18 protein-coding genes are annotated in these 23,726 nt (G+C 43.4%); 6 read left to right on the forward strand and 12 right to left on the reverse strand.

The window, feature by feature from the left end:
- Positions 1-210: 210 nt before the first annotated feature.
- The 12 genes from fusA to HCZ11_RS09070 all read right to left on the reverse strand — a co-directional run bounded on the left by fusA (position 211) and on the right by HCZ11_RS09070 (position 14,025).
- The gene (gene fusA, locus HCZ11_RS09015) at positions 211-2,298 is read right to left on the reverse strand and encodes an elongation factor G (RefSeq protein WP_130050239.1); all 2,088 of its coding nucleotides are present in this window, start codon (positions 2,296-2,298) and stop codon (positions 211-213) included.
- A 209-nt stretch (positions 2,299-2,507) separates the two neighbouring features.
- Positions 2,508-3,236 carry a response regulator gene (locus tag HCZ11_RS09020; protein ID WP_166341214.1) on the reverse strand — a complete coding sequence of 243 codons (729 nt, stop codon included), beginning with the start codon at positions 3,234-3,236 and terminating at the stop codon, positions 2,508-2,510.
- Positions 3,237-3,273: 37 nt separating this feature from the next.
- Positions 3,274-4,896, reverse strand: a complete 1,623-nt coding sequence (locus HCZ11_RS09025; protein WP_130050237.1) for a sensor histidine kinase — start codon at positions 4,894-4,896, stop codon at positions 3,274-3,276.
- Positions 4,897-4,910: 14 nt separating this feature from the next.
- Positions 4,911-6,449, reverse strand: a complete 1,539-nt coding sequence (locus tag HCZ11_RS09030; RefSeq protein WP_167658247.1) for a tripartite tricarboxylate transporter permease — start codon at positions 6,447-6,449, stop codon at positions 4,911-4,913.
- A gap of 3 nt (positions 6,450-6,452) precedes the next feature.
- A complete protein-coding gene (locus HCZ11_RS09035; protein WP_063700962.1) occupies positions 6,453-6,917 on the reverse strand; it encodes a tripartite tricarboxylate transporter TctB family protein in 465 nt (154 codons plus the stop codon).
- 9 nt (positions 6,918-6,926) lie between these two features.
- Positions 6,927-7,892 (reverse strand): tripartite tricarboxylate transporter substrate binding protein, encoded by a 966-nt coding sequence (locus HCZ11_RS09040; RefSeq protein WP_130050235.1) that lies wholly within the window; start codon positions 7,890-7,892, stop codon positions 6,927-6,929.
- Between the two features lie 12 nt (positions 7,893-7,904).
- A complete protein-coding gene (locus HCZ11_RS09045) occupies positions 7,905-9,146 on the reverse strand; it encodes an OprO/OprP family phosphate-selective porin (protein WP_167658248.1) in 1,242 nt (413 codons plus the stop codon).
- Between the two features lie 226 nt (positions 9,147-9,372).
- A complete protein-coding gene (locus HCZ11_RS09050; RefSeq protein ID WP_130050233.1) occupies positions 9,373-10,032 on the reverse strand; it encodes a 3-oxoacid CoA-transferase subunit B in 660 nt (219 codons plus the stop codon).
- Between the two features lie 11 nt (positions 10,033-10,043).
- Complete coding sequence (locus tag HCZ11_RS09055) at positions 10,044-10,751, reverse strand: CoA transferase subunit A (protein WP_130050232.1); 708 nt, start codon at positions 10,749-10,751, stop codon at positions 10,044-10,046.
- 9 nt (positions 10,752-10,760) lie between these two features.
- The gene (locus tag HCZ11_RS09060) at positions 10,761-11,522 is read right to left on the reverse strand and encodes a 3-hydroxybutyrate dehydrogenase (RefSeq protein WP_130050231.1); all 762 of its coding nucleotides are present in this window, start codon (positions 11,520-11,522) and stop codon (positions 10,761-10,763) included.
- Positions 11,523-11,526: 4 nt separating this feature from the next.
- Positions 11,527-12,714, reverse strand: coding sequence for a homoserine O-acetyltransferase (locus HCZ11_RS09065; RefSeq protein ID WP_167658249.1), 1,188 nt, complete (start codon positions 12,712-12,714; stop codon positions 11,527-11,529).
- 9 nt (positions 12,715-12,723) lie between these two features.
- On the reverse strand, positions 12,724-14,025 hold the full coding sequence (locus HCZ11_RS09070; RefSeq protein WP_130050229.1) for a GntP family permease: 1,302 nt from the start codon (positions 14,023-14,025) through the stop codon (positions 12,724-12,726).
- Positions 14,026-14,319: 294 nt separating this feature from the next.
- Between HCZ11_RS09070 and HCZ11_RS09075 the strand changes: the two genes are divergently transcribed.
- From HCZ11_RS09075 to HCZ11_RS09100, 6 genes are all read left to right on the forward strand, one after another.
- Positions 14,320-16,611, forward strand: coding sequence for a TonB-dependent receptor (locus HCZ11_RS09075; protein WP_130050228.1), 2,292 nt, complete (start codon positions 14,320-14,322; stop codon positions 16,609-16,611).
- A 112-nt stretch (positions 16,612-16,723) separates the two neighbouring features.
- The gene (locus HCZ11_RS09080) at positions 16,724-17,386 is read left to right on the forward strand and encodes a response regulator transcription factor (protein ID WP_130050227.1); all 663 of its coding nucleotides are present in this window, start codon (positions 16,724-16,726) and stop codon (positions 17,384-17,386) included.
- Between the two features lie 161 nt (positions 17,387-17,547).
- Positions 17,548-19,053 (forward strand): serine hydrolase, encoded by a 1,506-nt coding sequence (locus tag HCZ11_RS09085; RefSeq protein ID WP_167658250.1) that lies wholly within the window; start codon positions 17,548-17,550, stop codon positions 19,051-19,053.
- A 161-nt stretch (positions 19,054-19,214) separates the two neighbouring features.
- Complete coding sequence (locus HCZ11_RS09090; RefSeq protein ID WP_167658251.1) at positions 19,215-20,492, forward strand: efflux RND transporter periplasmic adaptor subunit; 1,278 nt, start codon at positions 19,215-19,217, stop codon at positions 20,490-20,492.
- Positions 20,489-21,241 (forward strand): ABC transporter ATP-binding protein, encoded by a 753-nt coding sequence (locus HCZ11_RS09095; RefSeq protein ID WP_130050224.1) that lies wholly within the window; start codon positions 20,489-20,491, stop codon positions 21,239-21,241. The genes HCZ11_RS09090 and HCZ11_RS09095 overlap by 4 nt, the downstream gene beginning before the upstream one ends.
- Positions 21,241-23,691, forward strand: coding sequence for an ABC transporter permease (locus tag HCZ11_RS09100; protein ID WP_167658252.1), 2,451 nt, complete (start codon positions 21,241-21,243; stop codon positions 23,689-23,691). Before HCZ11_RS09095 ends, HCZ11_RS09100 begins: the two co-directional genes overlap by 1 nt.
- Positions 23,692-23,726 lie beyond the last annotated feature (35 nt).

The following is a 23,726-nucleotide window of genomic DNA, read 5'->3' on the forward strand; positions in this document are numbered from 1 at the left end:
TTAGTTGTTCTAAATGAGAAATTTTTAACGCAGTTAGCGACAGGTTTAATCCCTCAAAATGATTAAGTATTATTGCGGGTTGGTATAAGAAGGACTGAACAAAAATCAACCATTTACATTGAATAGTTTTGTTTATATCAATTAAATATCTTTTTAGAATATAAAAAACCCGCAACTAGTGCGGGTTTTTTCAAAGAATTAAAAGGCTAATTACTTAGCAGCTTTTTTCTCTTTTTCTGCAGCGATTACTGTTTCAGCAACGTTTGCAGGACATGGTGCGTAGTGTGAGAACTCCATAGAGAACTGACCACGACCTGACGTGATTGTACGTAAGTGGCCGATGTAACCGAACATTTCAGAAAGTGGTACATCACCCTTGATGCGAACGCCCATTGCGCCAGCTTCTTGGTCTTTGATCATACCACGACGACGGTTAAGGTCACCGATTACGTCACCTACGTTGTCTTCCGGAGTGAATACGTCAACTTTCATGATTGGCTCAAGAAGTTGTGCACCCGCTTTAGGGATAGACTGACGGAAAGCGCCTTTAGCAGCGATTTCGAACGCGATTGCTGATGAGTCAACTGCGTGGAAAGCACCGTCGAAAAGTTCAACTTCAACGTCTAATACTGGGAAGCCAGCTAGAACACCTTCTTGCATCATTGATGCGAAGCCTTTCTCAACTGCAGGCCAGAATTCTTTAGGTACGTTACCACCAACAACTGATGAAGAGAACGTGAAGCCTGAGTTTTGCTCGCCTGGCTTGATGCGGTAATCGATCTTACCGAATTGACCAGAACCACCAGATTGTTTCTTATGCGTGTAGCTATCTTCGATTTCTTTCGTGATAGTTTCACGGTAAGCAACCTGAGGTTGACCAACAACTAGGTCTACGCCGTAAGTACGCTTAAGGATATCTACTTTGATATCTAAGTGAAGCTCACCCATACCTTTAAGGATGGTTTCGCCTGAATCTTCGTCAGTTTCAACTTGGAATGAAGGATCTTCTGCAACCATCTTACCGATCGCGATACCCATCTTCTCGTTACCGCCTTTGTCTTTAGGAGCAACAGCGATTGAGATTACTGGATCAGGGAAGATCATCGCTTCAAGTGTACATTCGTGCTTAGGATCACAAAGAGTGTGACCAGTTTGAACGTTCTTCATACCAACAACAGCGATGATGTCACCCGCTTGTGCTTCAGTAAGTTCGTTACGCTCGTCAGCTTGCATCTCAACCATACGGCCGATACGCTCTGTTTTACCAGTTGCTGAGTTAAGGATTGTGTCACCTTTCTTCATGCGACCAGCGTAGATACGGATGAACGTAAGTGCACCGAAACGGTCGTCCATGATTTTGAACGCTAACGCTTTAAGTGGCTCATCTGCAGAAACAGTTGCTACTTCACCAGTAGGCTCACCTGTTTCAGGATCAGTTAGAGGTTGTGGGTCAACTTCTGTAGGCGAAGGTAGGTAATCTACAACCGCGTCTAGTACTAACTGCATACCTTTGTTTTTGAATGCAGAACCACAGTATGTTGGGAAGAACGCAAGATCACGAGTACCTTTACGGATACAACGTTTGATGTCTTCTAGAGAAGGCTCTTCACCTTCCATGTAAGCCATCATTAGGTCTTCGTCTTGCTCAACAGCAGACTCAACAAGCATTTCATGGTATTCATCAACTTTGTCTACCATGTCAGCTGGAACGTCTTGTACTTCGTAGTTTTCAGGAAGACCAGTCTCGTCCCAAACGTATGCTTTTTTCTCAAGTACGTCTACAACACCACAAAATTGGTCTTCGATACCGATTGGTAAAGTCATAACTAGTGGGTTAGCACCTAGTACTTTCTCAACTTGACCTACAACGCGGTAGAAATCAGCACCCATACGGTCTAATTTGTTTACGAAGATTACACGTGCAACTTCTGATTCGTTCGCATAACGCCAGTTAGTTTCTGACTGCGGCTCAACACCACCAGAACCACAGAATACACCGATACCACCGTCTAGTACTTTAAGTGAACGGTATACTTCTACTGTGAAGTCAACGTGTCCCGGAGTATCGATAACGTTTAAGCGGTGGCCTTTCCACTCACAAGTTACAGCTGCTGATTGGATTGTAATACCGCGCTCAGCTTCTTGTTCCATGAAGTCAGTAGTAGACTCACCGTCGTGTACCTCACCAGTCTTATGAATTTTACCCGTAAGCTTAAGGATACGCTCAGTGGTGGTAGTTTTACCCGCGTCAACGTGGGCGAAAATACCAATATTTCTGTACTTCGATAAATCTGCCATTATTTTACTCTTAATAAAGTCGAAAAATTATTCGGCGGGAGTATAGCATTACTTAAAGCGAACATCACCATCGAAGTCGCTTAAAATGCAATCAATTTTATAAAATTTTTCTATGCTCAGGATAAGCGGCACTTTTTAACGTGCCGAACAGTGAGTTTATGCTACTAAAATCGCTAATTTAGAGCTGATTTGGCAATTAAATGATGCGATTAGCTGCTTGTCATTTTATAACAGCGCTCAGGTCGCCCGATACTTCCGTAGCTCTGATCAGCACTGACTTGCTCAGCTTCAAGCAAGTATTCGAGGTAACGACGGGCTGTTGAGCGGCTTACGCCCACTAAATCCCCCATTTGCTGAGCAGTAAAAGCCGTGCCAATATTCGCTTTAAAAGCTTTTAAGATCTTTTGCAAAGTAAGCTGATCCACCCCTTTTGGTAGCCTTACTGGCGTTTTTAACTGTTCTTGCGATCCAAATAAAGTATCGACCATAGATTGGGTTACTTCATCGGCATCTGACAAACATTGCTGCCTTGCTTCAAATCGCGCTAGCGCTTGATCTAAGCGATTTAGCATTAATGGTTTGACTAAGAAGTCACAGGCACCAAGCTGCATGGCTTTTTCCAGTGTTTCTACTTCTTTTGCTGCGGTTAACAGCATTACTTCGCTTTTCATTTCTTCGCGGCGTAATTCATTAAGTAAATCAAGGCCATTACCATCGGGTAAATGAATATCAAGCAAAATTAAATCGGCATTAATAGCCGATAATAGCGCTTTTGCAGTGGCAAGATTGCCTGCAATACCCACAACCTGATATTGCCCCTGACGCAGTGTTTGCCGCGCCCCTTGTTGGCCAGCAACGCCATGAGGAAGTAATAAGTATTGCGCCAATAATTGGGCTACTTCAACTTCGTCTTCAACAATGACAACTGAGTAAGTCATGTTCTTTACCTTTTATTTATAGGCTGATCATTTTTTATTATTTTGGAATGTAGACACTTAAGCGTGCCCCCATCAGATCAGACTCACCTATTTCTAAACTACCACGACACGAATCTAAGTTGGTTTTAACTAAATAAAGGCCGATACCATGCTCAGCCCCTGACTTAGAACTGTATTGTGGTGTAAATATCACATCCTTGTCATCGCCTAAACCAAAACCACTGTCTTCAACATCAAACAATAATGTTTTACTGGTTTCATCAACCGTAACACGAACCTTAGGGGTACGTGTATCGCTAGCTCGAATAGCGGCTTCAATTGCGTTATCAATCAAATTGCCAAGTATCGAGACAACCCGTTCCAGCATATCTTTACGGGTGATTGATCCCAATAAGCTATCTGGATTAAGCTCAAGTATTACGTTTAATTCACGGGCTTTATGGTATTTACCAACAAGTAACCCAGCAAGTACCGGATCTTGGATCCTTTCGAGTAAATGATGGATCTGTGCTTGCGAGCCCTTGCTTTCTTGTCCAATTAACTCAATAGCCTGCTCAGTTTGTCCCATTTGAATTAATGCACCAATCAAGTTTAGCTTGTTTGAGTAATCATGAGTTTGTACTCGTAATAGCTCAGCAAAAGCTTGCACTTTAGTTAATTGCTGCGATAAATACTCAAGCTCATCCGCTGGGCGCATACTCAATAAAATCCCATCAGCCTGATCTTGCACTTGCAGTGCATATCGCGACAACACAATGCGTTTATCTGCAGCAAATAATTCAAAACCTACAATCGGACGCTGTTGGTTATGCATCAAAAACTCAGTATGTTCAGGAAGTAAATCTTCAAGCTTAAGTGGCTGATGAATGCAGCTGATCGGTTTACCAAGGATTTCGCAAGCACGTTGGTTTAAGTTACGCACGTTACCTTCTGGATCGAGGGCGATAATGCCGCTACGAACAGTATTCAAAATAGCATCTTGCTCTGAGAACAGCCTTGCAATTTCGTCAGGTTGTAAACCAAAAATAGCATTACGAACCCGTTGCCCGATATACACCGCAGCCAAAATACTTAAACCGACTAACAACAAGCCCCAAAGCATGATTTCAGCACTACGAGCACGAATGAGCGGTTCAATTGATTGTACTAAAAAGCCAACCGATACCAAGCCGATGACTTCGCCTTGTTCTGAGAGTACAGGGACTTTGCCACGGATAGACTCGCCCAAACTCCCCTTTGCAATCGACACATAACGCTCACCACGTAGCGCCGCTTTACTATCCCCACCCACCATAGGTTTACCCAGCTTGTCAGAGTCGGGGTGAACAATGCGACGGGTATTCCTATCACCGATAACAATAAAACTAGCTGCGGTTAGTTCACGAATATGCTCTATTTGCTTATTTAACTCATTAAGCCCTTGCTTCGTTTGTAATGCGTTTAGCACGTCATCTCGTGAAGCAATACTGGTTGCTAGCGAAAGCGCTTTATCACCCATGTGGTTATGTAAGCTTTCTGCAGTGATCTGATACACCAAAGCGCCAAACAACACAGCCTGTAAAACACATAGACCGGTAACCCAAATGATGAGCCGCGTTTCTAAGCGCTTTGGTTTTTTAACCACATGCTGAAATGGGTTTAGCTTATTGGTGTATCTCATATCAGTGCCTTGTACTACGCATGTTGCCCTGTTTGCGTAGCTGCTTTGTCTTTACGACGTTGGACAATATAGTCTTTCAGTGGGAACAACAACACTAAGATCGAAATCACAAAAATACTCAGTGTTAATGGGCGGTCCCATAAAAAGCTCAGCGAGCCATCTGAAATCATCATCGCACGGCGGAAATTTCGCTCAATCATATCACCGAGGATAAAGCCAAGTAATAAAGGCGCCATCGGGAAAGCTAACAATCTAAGCACCAAGGCCACCAGCGCAAAGCCCACCATCATAAATAAATCAAAGGTGTTAAATGACACTAAATACACGCCAATTAAGCTGAAGAATAAAATCATTACTGTCAGCACAGATTTAGGCATTGCCAGCACTTTGGCAAAATACGGGATCAACGGCAAATTCAAAATAAGCAGTACAATATTGCCAAAGTACATACTGACAATTACCGCCCAAAACACACTTGGATTTTCTTGCATTAGCATAGGACCCGGCTGAATACCGTAGGCAATTAATGCACCTAGCATAATCGCAGTAGTGCCCGAACCCGGAATACCTAAAGTCAGTAATGGTACAAATGAGCCCGTACAAGCAGCATTATTAGCAGACTCAGGTGCGGCTAAGCCACGCATTGAGCCCTTACCAAATTTATCTTTCAGTGCCTTTGGAGCAAGGTTCCGCTCAGTGGCATAGGCCATAAAGCTGGCAATGGTTGCCCCTGCGCCCGGTAAAACACCGACAATAAAGCCAAGTAAAGATGAGCGGCCAACCACAGGAGCCATGTCTTTTACTTCTTCTTTAGTCAGTTTTGTTGAGCCAATTTTTGGCGTATCAGGATCATCAATTTTTTTATCTGGTTCAGCTTCAGGGCGTGCCACATTAATCAGAGCTTCAGCCAACGCGAACGTTGCCATTGCTACTAATAAAAAGCTAATACCATCTAATAAATCAGCTTGGCCAAAGGTAAAGCGCTCGGTACCTGAAGAGGGATCAATCCCTACTGTTGCCAGCATTAAACCAAATACCGTCATCATCATGGCTTTTAGAAATTGCCCTTTATTAGAGAACGCGGCAATGGCCGTTAAGCCTAAAAACATCAGTACAACATAATCAGGCGATTGGAAACTTAATGACACTTTTGCTAATAAAGGCGCAGCCACCATCAGTAAAATGGCCCCAATCGTACCGCCTATAAAGGATGAATAAGCTGCAATCGCAAGGGCTTTACCTGCCTTCCCTTGCTTTGCTAGCGGGTAGCCATCAAACGATGACGCTACCGTCCCCGCCACACCCGGCGCATTAATCAAAATAGAAGAAGTAGAGCCACCAAATATAGCCCCGTAGTAAACACCGGCCATTAAAATCATGCCCGAATCAGCACCGATGCTGTAAGTGATCGGGATCATCAACGCAATCGCAGTAATTGGACCTAGACCAGGTAACATACCGATGAACGTGCCAACAAAGCAGCCTACAATCACATATAACAAGTTGTTCCAGTCGAGTACGGTCGACAAACCTAACATAATTCCATCAAGCATAACTTAACTCCACAGATTGCCAGGTACTAAGTAGATGCCCAGTACTTGTGTCATTAAAAACCAAAAAACCACGGCCACAGGCACTGAAGCAAACAACAACACCTTCTTACGGCGTTCACCCATAATAAAAAAGCCAGCAATTAAAAATGCACTGGTGGCAATTAAAAAACCAAACGGTTCAAGCATGGCGCTATAAGCAACCATTAAAACCAACAGTGCAAAGGTACGTAGTAAGTTGCCTTTACTGAGTAGCTCTGCTTTTTCTGCAGGCGCCTGCTTTAATAAGTTGGCACCAATCGAAAGTACACACACCACGATACCGAATACTGCATACACTTTTGGTAAGGTTGCTGAAGTAACACTTTCGTACTCTTCAAATGGCATAAGTGGAATTTGCCAAGCCACAAGGGCGTAGAGGGTAAAGAGGACCAAGAATAAACTTGGTCCAATTAGTTCACGGTTTAACATTGTCTAACCTTAGCCTCGGATAAAACCAAGTTCTTTCATTACAACGCGTAATTGCGCTTCTTGCTGCTCAAGTGATTTAATAAACGCGTCTTTTTCTTGAAACAGATTTAGCCAACCATTACGGGCACGAACCGCTTCCCACTCAGGGGTTTGTTGCAGCTTACGCAGCTTTTCTGTGTACTCTGCTAGCTTATCTGCAGGTAAATCTGGGGTCGCAAAAAAGCCGCGCCAGTTTACGAACTCCATGTCGTAACCTAGCGACTTTAAGGTTGGAATTGCTGGGTAATCAGGAAGTTTATCTGCAGAAGTCACCGCTAAAATCCGTGCCTGACCGCCATTAGCGACTTCGAGTGCCTCACTTAAGCCTGTCGAAAGTAAGTTGACCTCACCCGACAATAAACCTGCTTTCGCTTTACCACCGGCATCGTAAGGAATGTAACGTAATCGACGACCATCAATACCCGCTGCTTTCACCGCTTGTGCTGCTACTAAGTGATCCATGCTGCCGCGCGCTGAGCCACCCGCTACTTTTACAGAGCCAGGGTCTTTTTTCATTGCATCAATAACGTCTTGCCATGTTTTAAAAGGTGAGTCATTACGGACAACAAACGCACCATAATCAGCAATCATGCTGGCAACTGGCGTTAAATCGCGATAACTGTAAGGGATTTTTCCTGATAATGCGCGCAGTACGATAGGCGTTGAGTTAACCATCAACATATCGCCTTTTTTAGTGCCCGACTCAATCAAATAAGCAATCGCACGGCCACCGCCGCCGCCCGACATATTCTGAAACGATGCATTATCTTCAATGCCCGCTTTCACCATTGCTTCACCGACACCACGTGCTGTGGTATCCCAACCGCCACCAGGGCCACCCGGTACCAAAAAGTGTAAGTTTGCCAATGCTAGCGGGCTGGTTACTAATAACGAAACTGCTAAAAGAGAGCTTTTTAATGATTTAAACTTAGTCATAATGCACGACTCCTAAAATAAGTACTGCATACGAGCACTGATGCCCATACCTGAATCTTCATCACCTACCAGCGTAGAAGCACCGGCACCATCAACATCGCTGTAAATCAGGTTGCCCATAAATTTGATATCGCTGCTTAGGTAATATGATGTGCCTACTGTGTAAGTGGTTACGTCGGTACCTTGCTGTTTGCTGCTGGCGTTCATTTGTGACACACGTGCAACAAGCTCCCATGCATCTTTAATCCCTTTTGGTTGCACAAATAATGCTGAACCTGCTTTGTAACGGCGCTGCTCACCGCCTAAGAAATAACTTGCCGAAACATGAAAGCCATCAAAACGCTCTCCATCAAGTTCATTGCTGCTATCAACCGTATCGAGATAACGGCTGGCATATTCAGCCTCTAGAGTGAATGCATTCGCTTGGTAGGCAAATTCAAGACCGCTTTGCGACATACTATCAAGCGCAGCCGTTTCACCACCGACCGCGTAATCCACTAAGCGAACATTGGTTTCACGCACTTCACCACGGGCAAAACGAGCGCTTAAATCATTACCACCCATATCACGATAAGAGTGCCAAGCACCTACATGAATCACATCACCTGGTGCTGCACTAGACCACGTTAAGCGACCTGTTACAGCCAATGTCAGTTTGTCATCTTCGTCGTGGCCTGAGGCACCAAACGCATCGTTCTTGTAAACACCCACGGCATAACGTAAACCTGAGTCTTTAAAGTATTGATAAGCCGAGATACCCCAACGGAAGAAAGGTGAGAAAGAATTAGCAAGGGTGCTGCGCTCAATAGTATTAATATGTTTTGAACTGGTTAGTGCATTGAGCGACATATCTTCGCGGATTTTACCGGCTTTTACTTTTAAGCCGTTGTCGAATGCATAACGTACACGCGCTAACACGATTTCAGCCGTGCCTTCAGCAAATTCGAGTAGTAGTTTGTGATCCCACTTGCCATGTTCACTTTCAACATAAGTACGGATACGACGAGGGAAGAATTCACTCCCCCCTGTACCTTCATTATTGGCATTGTAGGCACCATCAAAGTAGTTGTAGTCAAGTTGAACGCGACCGCCAAACTCTAAGTTAAAGCTACTTGATGCTTTCAATGAGTCCACTTCTTTTTGAAGTGCGTCGAGTTGTTGCTGTAATTGTTCAGTGTCGCTTTGTGCGAATGCTGATGTACTTGCTAACGCCGCTACAAAGGCTAAAGCGAGCTGTGTGTTACTTGCTTTCATGAATTACTCCACACCAGATTATAATTATTTGTTGTCGTTGATCGGCCTACTGCAAATGGCGATCTGGTTTGGAGCATAGTGTTAACGATAGATTAACGAAATGTTTAGGGGGTAAGTTGCATTGATGGTGATAAATGGCTTTTTGTTCATAAAAGTCATGAACAAAAAGCACATTATTGGGGTTTAGTATAAATTCTAGGCAAATTAACGGCTTAAAGTCGTAAAACTAGCTAAAAGTCATCTCAGGAATGTCGCCAGAGACAATAAGCTTGCCCTGTGTCTTAGCAATAATCTCATCAACCGAGACACCCGGGGCACGCTCTAATAAATGAAATGCACCGTCTTTAATTTCTAAAAGTGCCAAATCGGTGATCACTTTATTGATACAACCAACACCTGTTAACGGCAAACTACATTCGGTCAGCAGTTTTGATTCGCCATGCTTGTTGGCATGGGTCATGGTGCAAATAATGTTTTTAGCACCGGCGACTAAATCCATCGCACCGCCCATTCCTTTAACCAACTTTTTCGGGATCATCCAACTGGCAATATTGCCGTTTTGGTCCACTTCAAACGCACCCAGCACGGTTAAATCAACGTGGCCGCCGCGGATCATGGCAAAGCTTTCTGCGGAGCTAAAAATAGCCGCTCCCGTTGCAGCGGTGACCGTTTCTTTACCTGCGTTGATCATATCGGCATCAACTTGGTCTGCACTTGGGTATGGCCCCATACCGAGTAAACCATTTTCAGATTGCAGCATCACTTCGATGCCATCAGGGACATAATTAGCGACCAAGGTTGGAATACCTATACCCAAGTTAACGTAGTAACCATCCTGTAGTTCCATCGCCACGCGTTTAGCGATTTGTTCTCGTGATAATGCCATCAGCGTGCTCCTTATTGATTCTCTTGCTTAGTGGTAACTTTCTCGATGCGCTTTTCAAATTCACCCTTAATCACCCGATCAATATAGATACCCGGCGTGTGAATTTGGCTTGGCTCCAGCTCTCCTGGCTCAACAATTTCTTCAACTTCAAGAACCGTAACTTTGCCTGCGGTTGCTGCCATCGGATTAAAGTTCATCGCCGTATGACGATAAATGCAGTTACCGTAGCGATCTGCTTTCCACGCTTTAACTATCGCGAAATCGCCAGTAATGCTTGGCTCTAATAAATAATCGCGACCATTAATATTGCGGGTTTCTTTACCGTCAGCTACCGGGGTCCCCACCCCTGTTGCGGTATAAAATGCAGGGATGCCCGCCCCGCCAGCACGCATTTTTTCAGCTAAAGTGCCTTGCGGTGTTAGCTCAACTTCAAGTTCACCATTTAATAGCTGCTGCTCAAATAGTGCGTTTTCACCAACGTAAGAGGCAACCATCTTGCTGATCTGTTTGTCTTCAAGCAGCACACCTAAACCAAAACCATCAACGCCACAGTTATTCGATACCACAGTTAAATCACGGGTGCCTTGACGTTTAATTTGTGCAATCAGACCCTCAGGAATACCGCATAAACCAAAACCACCCGCTATCACTGTCATGCCATCTTCAAGGCCTGCCATCGCTTCGCTGTAACTTGTAACTACTTTATCAAAACCTGCCATTGGCTCCTCCTATTGTGCAGTCCAACCGCCATCAATGGCGATTGCTTGGGCGGTAATATTGCGTGCTGCATCGGCCATTAAAAAGCTAACGGTATGCAGGATCTCATCTAAACCGATAAATGCTTTTTTCGGCATTGGTGCCAGCATAATCGTGTCAATCACTTGTTGCTCTGAAATACCGTGCTCTTTTGCTTGTGAGGCAATTTGTTGCTCCACTAGCGGCGTTTTTACATACGCTGGGCACACAGTGTTAATAGTGATATTGGCATCGCCAGTTTCCAGTGCCATAGTTTTAGCAAAGCCGATTAAGCCATGCTTCGCAGCGATATAAGCTGACTTATATTTGGACGCCACCATGGCGTGGATTGAACCAATATTAATGATGCGACCAAAGTCTTGTTCACGCATTCGTGGTAGCACGGCTTTGGTCATCATCGCCGGGCCAACGAGCATAACTTGCTGTAAAAACTGCCACTTATCAGCCGGAAAATCTTCAAGCTTTGCAACGTGCTGAATACCCGCATTATTAATAAGCACATCAATCGGCTGATTAAGCTCATTGAAAAACTGCTCTATTGCATCACTATCTGCCACATTAAGTGCATACCCTTCGGCGCTACCACCTTGCTCAACAATACCTGCTGCCGCCTGTTTTGCAGCTTGCTGATTTAAATCAGTGACAATAATAGTGTGGCCTTGCATCGCTAGTTGCTGGGCAACATATAAACCAATACCACTGGCTGCACCAGTAATTAAAACTGTTTTGCTCATCGGGCTACTCCTCTAAAAACTCACTGATAAGCTGCGCTTTAGGGGCGATTGAGAAAATGCCATCAAGGTGTCCCCAGCCCCCTTCAATTTCTGAAATCTCAACGTCTTTACCTGCTGCTTTCATGGTGTCAAACACGGTGCGCATGTTTTCAGGGCGAAGCAGTAAGTCGTTCGTTGCGGGTAGTAATAATGTTTTGGCAGATACATTTTTAAGTGCAGTTGTTAAATCGCTTTGCATGCCAGCGGTAAATAGTTGTGATGCCCGGACCAAATAAAGTACATGATTTGCATCTTGGGTTTTCGCACGCGCCATTGCACGTTGTGCTAGTACTTGGTTTAACTTAGGCAAGGTACGAATGTCTTTTAACGCGCCTTCATCAAGCACGTTAAAGTCAGGAAAGCTCGCGTTATAAATAATTGGATGCATCGCATCTTGCGTAATATTAAGCATGGTTGCCGCTAAGCCATCTAACGGACGCTCTTTGCCGTAATAATTACCTTGCTGCCAGTTTTTATCTAAACGAATTGGTAACGCCCATTTTTCAAGTGCTGCGACTGTCCATGCATCCATCGTTGCAGCGCCAATCACATGAATTAAACGCTCAACTTTATCTGGGTAACGCGTTGCCCACTCAAGTGCTTGAAACGACCCCATTGATGCGCCCATCACAGCATGTAACTTAGTGATACCTAGGCTTTCAAGTAAACGCTTTTGCACATTCACAAAATCAGTAATCGTAACCACAGGAAAATCTAAACCATAAGGTTTGCCTGTTTTAGGATTAGTTGATGCAGGGCCTGTGGTGATTACATTTTCATCATGCCAGTTGGCATTCACTAACGTATCTGAACTAATCACATAATATTTATTCGTATCGATAGCTTTGCCTGGGCCGATAATCGCATCCCAATAACCCGGTAGGGCATCATCCGCTTTATATTTGCCTGCGGCATGAGAAGTGCCAGAGAAATAATGAGTAATTAAAATCACGTTATCTTTATTGGCGTTTAGTTTTCCGTAACTTTCCCAGCCAATATCCACTTGCTCCAAGGTCACGCCAGACACAGTGGTAAAATCCTTTGTCGTAAAATGCTGTTTTTCCACTAGCATGGTTTCGGCTTTGTTTTCGGCGCCAAACGCAGTACTACTAAATACAACCAGCCATAGCAAAATTATTAATTTGGTTTTCATTGCTGTTCCTTAAAAGAAAATAAAGAGTCCAAGTGCCAATGCGACACCGATAAGCGGAACGACCGCAGTAAGTGCTGCCATTGACCAATACGCTCGTTGATGCGTTTCTTTACAGATAGCGCGTATTGTTGTCACTACATAGCCATTATGCGGCAAGGTATCGAGAGCTCCAGAACTAATTGCCACCACGCGGTGCAGCTGTTCAGGATTAACTCCCATATCTAAATAACCCGGTGCTACAAGTGGTAATGCAATAGCTTGCCCGCCAGAAGCAGAGCCCGTTAAACCAGCAATTACACTCACTGCCACTGCAGCGCCAACCAGCTCATTCCCAGGCATATGAGTCATCACATCTACTGCTGCGGTAAATGCCGGTGATACTTTCGCTACAGCTCCAAAACCAACCACTGCTGCAGTATTACCGATTGCCACTAAAGCGCCTGTTGTACCAACATTAATTGCATTTCCCATATCGTGAAAATGCTTGAAGTTGATAATCACAATACTCAATACGCCACCAAGCAAGGCTACAATAAGTGCTGTTTGCTGCAGTACATCATGTAGAGTAAATGATAAAAGTAACACCACGATTAGCGGGATCACACCAGTAATTGGGTGCGGACGACGACGCTCAATAATGACAGGATCATCATCACGAGCTTCAAAAGTTTCACCATTGGCAACGGCTTTTTTGATCATCTTGTTTAACCAAAAATAACCTACTGTTGCCATGAAAATGGCCACCACTAAGCTCACTTCCCATGCTGCATATGGCGACGTGCCAAGGTGCTTAACCGGGATCCAGTTTTGAATTTCTGGCGAGCCTGCCGAAGTCATGGTAAAGGTCACCGAGCCAAATGCCAGGGTTGCTGGAATAAAGCGGCGCGGTAAGTTTGCATCTTTAAACAAACTTAATGCCATTGGGTAAACAGAAAACGCAACAATAAAGACGCTCACGCCGCCGTAGGTTAAAACTGCACAGGCGATCACCACCGCAAGAACTGCGTGTTTCATACCTAGTTTGCCTACAATATAGCTCGCAACACTGTCTGCAGCACCGGTGTCTTCCATGAACTTACCGAATAAAGAACCCAGCAAGAACATAAAGAACCACGCACTTAAGAAACCAGCAAAGCCATCCATATAGGCGTTAATAAAGTTTGTATCTGCCGATACAGGGAAAATGGCCATGCCACTACTAAGTGCGACTAACAACGCACAGATTGGCGCGGCGATAAATAAATTTACCCCACGCAGCGTTAAAATGATCAGCAGTATTAAACCGCCTAACAGTCCTATCATGCTCAGCATAGACATTCCTATAATTATTGTTATTACACAGATGAGGTGACATCGGAATAATGCTATCAGTCTTACCTTAAGCGCCTAAAAAATACATAACACTAAGGTACTATCTGCTTTAAAAATAGCTTAATTGCTTGATAAATAAAGGGCTGTGGTGGGTATAGCACTATGGTACTAATTCAATTTTTGCAACTATCTTCTACATTAACTGACAGGTGACACGGGCAAACTTATTAAGTCTTCGGCAACATCAACGAGAGTGGCCATAAGACTAATGACAACAATAACAAGGAATACAACATGATAAAGCTTAACCCAAAAGTCGCGCCACTTACTCTGGCTGTATCACTTGCATTAGCAGGTGTCAGTGCTCAAGCGGCAGAACAAGCCGAACCTGCAGCAAAAAAAGGGGAACTAGAACGTATTCAGGTAACAGCGCGTAAAACCGTTGAAAACCTGCAAGAAGTTCCTGTTGCTGTAACTTCAGTTGGTGCTGAAGAGCTTGCAGAAAACGGTATCGTCGTTATGACCGAAGTTCAGCAGTTCTCGCCAAATACCACCTTACAAGCAAGCCGTGGTACTAACTCTACAATTACTGCGTTTATTCGTGGTGTAGGTCAGCAAGACCCATTGTGGGGTTATGAGCCGGGTGTTGGTATCTATATTGATGATGTCTATCTTGCTCGCCCACAAGGTGCGGTGCTTGACCTTCTTGATGTGCAACAAATCGAAGTATTACGTGGTCCACAAGGTACGCTTTACGGTAAAAATACCATTGGTGGTGCAATTAAATACGTCACCAAAGAAATGAGCGGTGATGCAACTTTAAATATACAAGGCACTGTAGGTAGCTATAACCAAAAAGATTTAAAAATTACTGGTCAACTGCCAATTATTGACGAAAAACTCTATGTAGGTTTTGGTTTTGCAACACTTAATCGTGATGGTTTTGGTGAGTTTTTAACATCAGCTCTTGATAACCAAGACCGCGAAAACTACAACAAAGACGTTACCGCAGCTCGTGTTACTTTAGAATACACGCCTACTGATGACCTATTTTTCCGTTTTGCGTGGGATAAAACAGAAGATAAATCTAACGCGAAAGGTGGCTACCGCTTACTTCCTAGCCTACTAACAGATGCACCAGTTCCAGACAGTGTGTATGACTCATACACCAGCTTACCAACATGGAACAAAGTTGAACTAGAAGGCTACAGCTTAACTGCTCGTTGGGATATGACTGACAGCACGAGCATAAAATACATAGGCTCAAGCCGAGAGAGCTACTCACCAACTAATATCGACTTTGATAATACGTCGTTGCCGATTTTCGATGTACCCGCTATTTACGATGATGAACAAACTACTCACGAATTACAGCTAAACCATCAAGGTGATAACTACAAATTTGTATCTGGCCTTTACTATTACGATGGTGAATCATGTGGCCAGTTTGAGGCAATTTTAGGTATCTTAGGTCAAAGCTTAGGCGCTCCTGGCCTCACTCGTGAAGTTAGTGGTTGTAGTAACTCAAATAGTAAAGCTGCGTATATTCAAGGTAGCTATGATTTTAATGATCAATGGTCAATGACATTGGGTGCACGTTACACCAAAGACAAAAAAGAGGCGCTTGTTAACAACGGCCTAATTTTTGACATTGTATATCCAGAATCAGGTTGGATCCCTGGTTATACTCGCCCAGAAGGTCAACTCGTACCAACCGTACTAGATGATGAAGAAGAATGGTCACGCTTCACACCACGTGCTGGTGTTGAATATCAGTATTCAAACGACATCATGTTCTTTGCAAGTTATGCGCAAGGCTTTAAGTCAGGTACTTTCAACCCGCGAGCAACAACCGCAGAGCCTGCAGCAAAACCTGAAATCGTTGATTCATTCGAAATCGGTATGAAGAGTGAGTGGAATAATAACTTACGTGCGAACGTAACCTTGTTCACCCTTGATCATAAAGACCGTCAGTATATTTCGGTGTTACCGGGAGACAGTGCATCTGATCTAAACCAACGCTTAGGTAACATTGGTGAGTCAACATCAGATGGTATCGAACTTGAACTTAACTACGTAGCCACAGAATCACTAAGCTTTGATGCATCAATCGGCTATATAGACAGTAGCTTTGATAACGTAATTGATTACGACCCTGAAACAGGTGAGGCATTCGACAAATCAGATCGCTTCACAGTATCAAACACGCCAGATTTGACCTTCAATCTAGGTGCGACCTATCGCATGTACACAGAAATGGGTGATTTTGTAGTAAATGGTAACTACTACCACCGAGGCGACTACGCTCTATTCGAAGAAGATAGCCTACTCACTCAAGATGCTTACGGTATCTTTAACATGGGTATTACTTGGTACAGCACAGACGGTCACTGGACTGCTGGTCTTTACGGCAAAAACTTAACGGATGAAGAGTACATGATTGGTGGTTACCAATTCGTAGCACCTGATCCAACAGATCCAACTGATACGAGCAAATACACCCCTGGTTTAGGTGGTGATAATACGCTAATCGGTTACTACGGCGACCCTCGCACTGTTGCCTTCACTGTTGGTTACCGTTTCTAAAAAAGAACCTAAATCCTTGTGTGAGAAAGGTTTGTCTGAAACTTCCCTTCAGGCAAACCTTGTTTCAAAGCGCAAAATCACTTATAACATAACGCATTGGAGAATCGAGGGAATGTCTTTAGCTGTGAACACTATAATCGCCGATGATCACCCGTTATTTAGAAGTGCACTGCGTCAAGCCGCCGCGACATCAGTGCCCGAAGAACATATTAAAGAAACAAGTGACATTGATGGCTTGTTCGCACTATTAAATGCACATCCTGAAATTGAACTGATATTCTTAGACCTAACTATTCCAGGTGCAAATGGCCTACAAGCCCTTTCGCAATTACGAAATCACTACCCAGATATCTTAGTGATTATGGTCTCTGCCAATGAAACCCCCGCCATAATCAAACAAGCCATGAGTCTTGGCGCTGCAGGCTATATTCCTAAGTCATCTTCTTTAGATGTCATCAGTGAAGCAATTAGCCATGTATTAAATGGCGACACTTGGCTACCACCCGAAGTTGATTTAACCGATGTAGTGATAAACGACGAACAAAGCGAATTTGCTCGCAATCTTGAAAAGCTTACACCACAGCAATATCGCGTATTGGCGATGATTGCCGACGGTTTATTGAATAAACAAATCGCTTTTGAAATGTCGATTCAAGAAACTACTATCAAGCAGCATGTTTCAGCGATTTTACGCAAGCTTAATGTTTATAACCGCACCCAAGCGGGCATTTTGTTTAATCAACTTTCACAGGTTGGCAAAATCGAAGAAAGCTAATTTAAGCTTTCACTCCCAGTTTTAATTTGAAATTCCCATAAATGGGAATTCCCAAACCAAGAAAAAAATAAAAACTATAAATTTCAAAACGTTAAATATTGGCATACTCCTCGCTTTAGTGCTCACATCAAAACTATCTAAGTAAAAAATAATAGATAAAAATGAACACTAAGGACAACATCGTGTACACAGCTTGCAAAAAACTAGCAAAAAAATTAATTCTTCCGACCATAACACTGCTATCAGCCAGTTTCTGCGCCTTTTCTGCACATGCAGATGAGCTTGACCAATGGGTGGTTGAGTTAATGCAAAAAAGAAATATTCCAGGGCTACAACTCGCCGTCGTTCGAGATAATAAAGTAACTAAAGTTGCCAGCTACGGAGTTGCAAATATTGAAGATAATATCGCCGTTGATGGCAACACTTTATTTGCCATTAATTCTGCAACAAAAGCTTTTGTTGGTGTGGCGCTGATGCAGCTTGTTGAGCAAAAGAAATTAGATCTTAATGCGCCTATTGGCACTTATCTGCCAGAATTGCCAACTGAGTGGCACGCTATAACAACCAGAGAGTTAATGAGCCATACATCAGGCTTACCTGACATAATAAAAGGTGAAGTTGCTGATTTAATCTCAGATCAAGGACCCGATGATGCATGGCAACTAGTTCAAACCAAGCCATTAGAATTCGAAACAGGCACTCGCTTTAAATACAACCAAACAAATTACGTTATTATTGGTAAGTTAATTAACAAACTATCGGGGATGCCATTTCAGCAATTTATCGAAAAAAACCAATTACAGCAGGCTGAAATGAGCAGAACACTTGAAGCGGGCTTTAATAACCTCAACAATGCTGTAAAGCACTCAGCAAGACGATACGAAAATCAAGGCGATGAACTGTTCAACTCAAGAGAAGCCATTTTTTCTGAAATGTTACAAACCGCCGCAGGCATGGCATCAACAGCAGCAGAATTGGCAAATTGGCTAATCGCTTTACAAACAAATCAATTTATTAGTGAAGACAGTATACAGCAAATGTGGACTCCGACTCGCCTAAAAAGCGGTCACACTCAAGGCTTCAATCAACGTTTAAACGGCTACAGTCTTGGCTGGCCTGTTATGGACCGAGAAGAGCATCCTGCATTAGCCGCTGTGGGTGGTAACAGGGCTGGTATCTTTGTTTACCCAGAAGATAATATGTCAATTGTGATCTTAACCAACTTAATGGGTGCAATGCCATCGCAATTTGTAGATGAAATTGCTGGCTTTTATATTCCAGAAATGAAACAAGAGAATGGCTTTGGCCTGCCCAAAAATATAAAACGCTTATGGCAAGTTCTTGAAGTACAAGGCTACGAAAATGCAATTGTGGCTGCGGATCAATTAAGTAAAGAAAAGAAGATTCAATTTGCTGAAAACGATATTAACTTATGGGGTTATTCGCTTATCAACCAAGACAAACTCAATGAAGCATTAGCGGTTTTTAAGCTTAACACACACCTTTACCCTAATAGTTATAATACCTTTGATAGCCTAGCAGAAGCGTACTGGTATCTCGGTAACCTTAAACAAGCAATAGCCAACTATAACCAAGTACTCAAGCTTAAACCTGATAACGCACATGCTAAAAAGCAACTGGCTAAACTTGCAGAATTAACCCAGTAAACACTGCATTATAGTTTGTCCCACTTTTGATTTTATTAATCCCAAAAGTGGGAAAGCCCACCTAATCACAAAATTAAAAAACGATAAAAATCAATAAATTAAACCTTGGCACGTTCCTCGCTTTTGTGTTGCTAAACTTACAACGCAATGAAATATAGCCAATGGATTTAGACAGCACTCTAAAACGTAAACCTCAGCAATCAAAAGCTAAAAAATGGCTTATTGGTGCAGCTATTAGCGTGTCAGCGCTTGGCGCTATAATGGTTTATCAATGGGCGACACCCACCGTGGTTTCTGCAAGCCAATTGCAAATAGCAACTGTAGAACAAGCCGATTTTGTAGTAAAAATACGTGGCTTTGGCCGTTTAAAACCGAAGTATCAACGCTATTTAACCAATACTGACACCGCAATGGTCGAAGCTATCCACGTTTACCCCGGCACTATTGTTAACAAAAACACGGTGATTTTAAGCCTAGTAAACCCTCAGCAAGCGCAGCGTTTATCGGTCGCTCGGCTAGAACTCGCTCGCCAAAAAGCCAGTGTTAATGAGCAAAAAATTAACCAGCAAAGTGAGCTACTTGAACGCCAAGCGAATCTCGCCATTTTAAAAAGTGAGCTACAAAGCGCAGAGCTTAGAGTCGATGCCGAAAGTAAACTGATCGAACAAGGAATTGTTTCAAGCCTAGATTATAAACGAAGCATGCTAAACGTTGCACAGCTTACAGAGCGCGTAAGTATCGAGCAGCAACGCCTCGCTCAGCTCAAAGAAATGCACTTACAACGTAGCAAAATACAGCAAGAGCTATTAAGCCAATTTGAGCTTAATTATCAAGTTGAGCAACACGCTTTTGATCAGCTGCAAATAACGGCAGGTATCGATGGCATGCTACAAGAATTGAATGTTGAACTTGGTCAGAACCTAGTGCCGGGCACCCGCCTTGCAGTGGTTGGCTCAAACAAAGCACTAAAAGCAGAGCTGAGTGTGAAGCAAGCTGATGCCGAAAAAGTGGCACTCAATATGGCAGCAAAAGTAAACACCTTTAGCCAAGCAAGCCACGGTGAAGTTGATGCCAAAGTCACCCGAATTGACCCTATCGTTACCGATGGTCGGGTTATTATTGAACTTGATTTACAAGGCACACTGCCTGCCAATGCCCGCCCAGATTTAAGCATTGAAGGCTATGTTGTTAGCAACATTATTCCCGATGCGTTAACCATTAACGTGCCGCAAAAAGCGCAAGCACACAGCGAAGCCACGCTATTTAAACTTAATCCAAATACCCAGTTAGCAACGCCAACGAATATCGAATTTGGTACACTCAGTGACAATCAAATTCAACTTTTGAGCGGTGCCACCGTGGGCGAACAGCTGATCATTTCTGACCTTTCTAAATGGCAGGATTTGGCAACAATAAAAATCGAACAGGACAGCTTATGAAAACCAACACGCTTATCTCATTAAACAAAATCGCCAAAGTTTATCGCGGCCAAAATGTTGAAACCTATGCATTAAAAGACATCAGCCTGAATATTAACCAGGGTGACTATATTTGCATTAGCGGCCCATCTGGCTGTGGTAAATCGACGTTGCTGTCATTACTAGGCTTACTAGATAGCCCAACTGCTGGCGACTATTTCATTAAAGAAGTCGACACAAAAACCCTCGATATGGATCAGCAAGCTGAACTTAGAAACCTTCACATTGGTTTTATATTTCAGTCGTTTAACCTAATTGATGAATTATCGGTGTTTGACAACGTGGCACTGCCGCTCACTTACCGAGAGCCAGCCATGAGCCCGAGCGAAATAGAGCTTGCGGTAAAACAAGCCCTTGATGAAGTTGAAATGGGCCACCGTGCTCAGCATAAACCAAACCAATTATCTGGTGGTCAACAACAACGTATTGCCATTGCCCGCGCATTGGCTGGCAAGCCAAGCATTTTATTGGTGGATGAGCCAACCGGTAACTTAGATTCAAAAAATGGTGATGCTGTCATGGACTTGCTCGATGAGCTAAATAAAAAAGGCACCACGATTTGTATGGTAACCCATGACTTACGTTATGCCGGGCGCGCTAAAACGCAACTTAAATTGTTAGATGGTGAAATTGTTTCCTACTCTGAAGCTCGCCAAGCACCTAGCAGCGACACTGCTGAGCAAGTTCTCGAAAGCGCCGAGGTGATGTAATGAAATTAACCAAAACACGCGCCCAATTAAGCTTAGCGTGGGCATCATTAATGAATGCACCGGGCTTTGTCACTGCGGTTATCGCAACGCTTGCTTTAACACTGGCCACCTTGTTTGTGGTGCTTAGCCTTGTTAACAGCTACTTTTTAAAGCCTCTTGATGTGTACGATGAAAGCCGCATGGTGGTGGTTGAGCAATCACTTACCTATGATGACTATGATGCTACTGGCTTTCAAAGCTATCAGTCGATGGTGCATTGGCTTAAGCATAATCAAAGCTTTGAACAAAGTATGATGATCAATGCAGGTGAGCAAATTTTTGCAAACCTCGATGGCGAACCGAAAGAGCCTGTGCTGTATGTTGGCGGCAACTATTTTGACTTATTAAACACGCCATTTTTAATGGGACAAGGTTTTGACCTTGGAGAAACACTAGAAACTCCTGATGACCGGGTTGTTATATCTGCTAACTTCTGGCGCAAACATTACAACAGCGACCCGAACATTATTGGTAAAACACTCTCAGTCATGGCTGGTGAAACCGATTATGTTCACCGTATCGTCGGTGTTGTTGATGACTCATTCAGCCCACCTTACATGTTTAAAGCAAGTGATGTTGAAGTGTGGTTTCCATCCAGTGCTGACCGCCGTTTCTTTCACAATGACGATTGGCAAAGCCCATGGACAAACACGTTCAAAAACCTAAAACTAATTGCTGTTTTAAAGCCTGGGGTCACCATAGATCAAGTTAAAGTCGATTTAAAACAGCAAATTGATACGGTTAAATCAGAATGGCTAAACAACGGGGGGATCACCGATGTAAAACCTGAAGTAACCCCTTATCGTGACGTTGAGCTGGGTAATAACGATGACTTAAGCTTGATGATGTTAGCCGGTGCGGTAGGGCTACTGATTATTGCAGTACTTAATGTAAGCACTTTGTTCTTCTCACGCGCTCTTGCTCAACATAAAACCCTCGCCTTGCAGGCGGTGTTAGGTGCAAAACGCAGCACGCTATTTAAAAGTATCTTTTTACAATCACTGATTTTAATGACCTTATCGGTAAGCATTGCGCTGTTTTTATCGGTATGGGGCATACGTTTATTTAAAGTATTGGCAGAAGGGCGTTTACCACTGGTGAATAGCTTAGCCGTTGATACCACGTTAGTTATTGTTGCCATTATACTGTGTATTGCTCTTGCTTATATTTTCTCTGTAATTACAGCACGTTTGGTAAATTACAAAACCCTAAATACGCAAATGCAAAACAGTGGTAAGGGCGGTGTTTCGCAGGTATCTGGCCGCACAGTGCGTATTTTAATTGGCTCACAAATGTTTGTTGCCGCGCTGCTTGTAAGTTTTTCTGTGATGGTAGTCAGTAAAGCCATGGGCACGATTAACCGCCCACTCGGTAGTGATACCGAAAACCTATATTTTGCCAACCTGTTCCAGCCAAATAATCAAATGTCATTGGCTGAACGCTACGAACACATGCTGCAATACAAGCAGGTTTTGCTTGATAGCCAAGGTATTGATGATGTTGCCCTAGGTCACAGCCCTGTTTCGCAAAGACAAAACGCCAACACCTTGACTGATGTAAACGGTAAAAGCTCAGTTTTCTTCCCTAGTCAGTGGGTAGGGCCTGATTACTTTGCTTTAGTTAATACCAAAATTCTCGCCGGCCGCACCTTTACTGAACAAGCAATACGAGGTGAAACCAACGAGATACTGGTATCAGTCAGCGTGGCAGAGAACTTATTACCAGGCCAAGACTATCGAAATATTATCGGCAAGAGCTACCAAGGCTTAGAAGAAAAGATGTATGAAGTGGTGGGTGTAACCGAAGATTTTAATCACCCTAAATACTACGATGAATCGTTTGGTCGTCACATTTGGTGGCCTGCAACACCGTATAGCTACATGTTTACTATCAAAGCCTCTGAAGGCGTTAAGCTGACTAATAAACAAATACTTAATACGCTAAAAGAAAAGAACAGCGACTTAACCATGTGGCAGTTTAATGACCTGCAACAAGAGTACGACAATTTACTGTATATGAGCCGACTGACAGTGGTTCTGTGTAGTACCTTAGCGCTATTTACTCTATTATTAGCAGCAATCGGTATTTTTGGGGTACTGAGCTACAACCTGGGTCTACGCCGTTATGAGTTTGGTATTCGTATGGCATTAGGTGCGAAAAAAGCGCGCTTATTCAAGCTGATGAGTGTTGAAGCTATTATCCCTGTGCTCATTGGCTTTGCGGTTGCTCTCGCCGCGGTAATGGTGGGTTTTTACATGTTACAAGGACAGCTAATGTCATGGCTGATACTTGATGTAAGACTGCAATTACTCGCTTGGAGTATTACCTTATGTATTGCGCTATTCGCTTGCTTTAGACCTTTGGTTTTACTGCTTAAAGCAAAACCTATGGCCGCACTACGTAACGATTAACAGCACAAAATGGTGGCTTAAATTTAAGCCACCTC

This window comes from Pseudoalteromonas sp. HF66 (assembly GCF_011806445.1).
Lineage (GTDB): Bacteria > Pseudomonadota > Gammaproteobacteria > Enterobacterales > Alteromonadaceae > Pseudoalteromonas > Pseudoalteromonas apostichopi.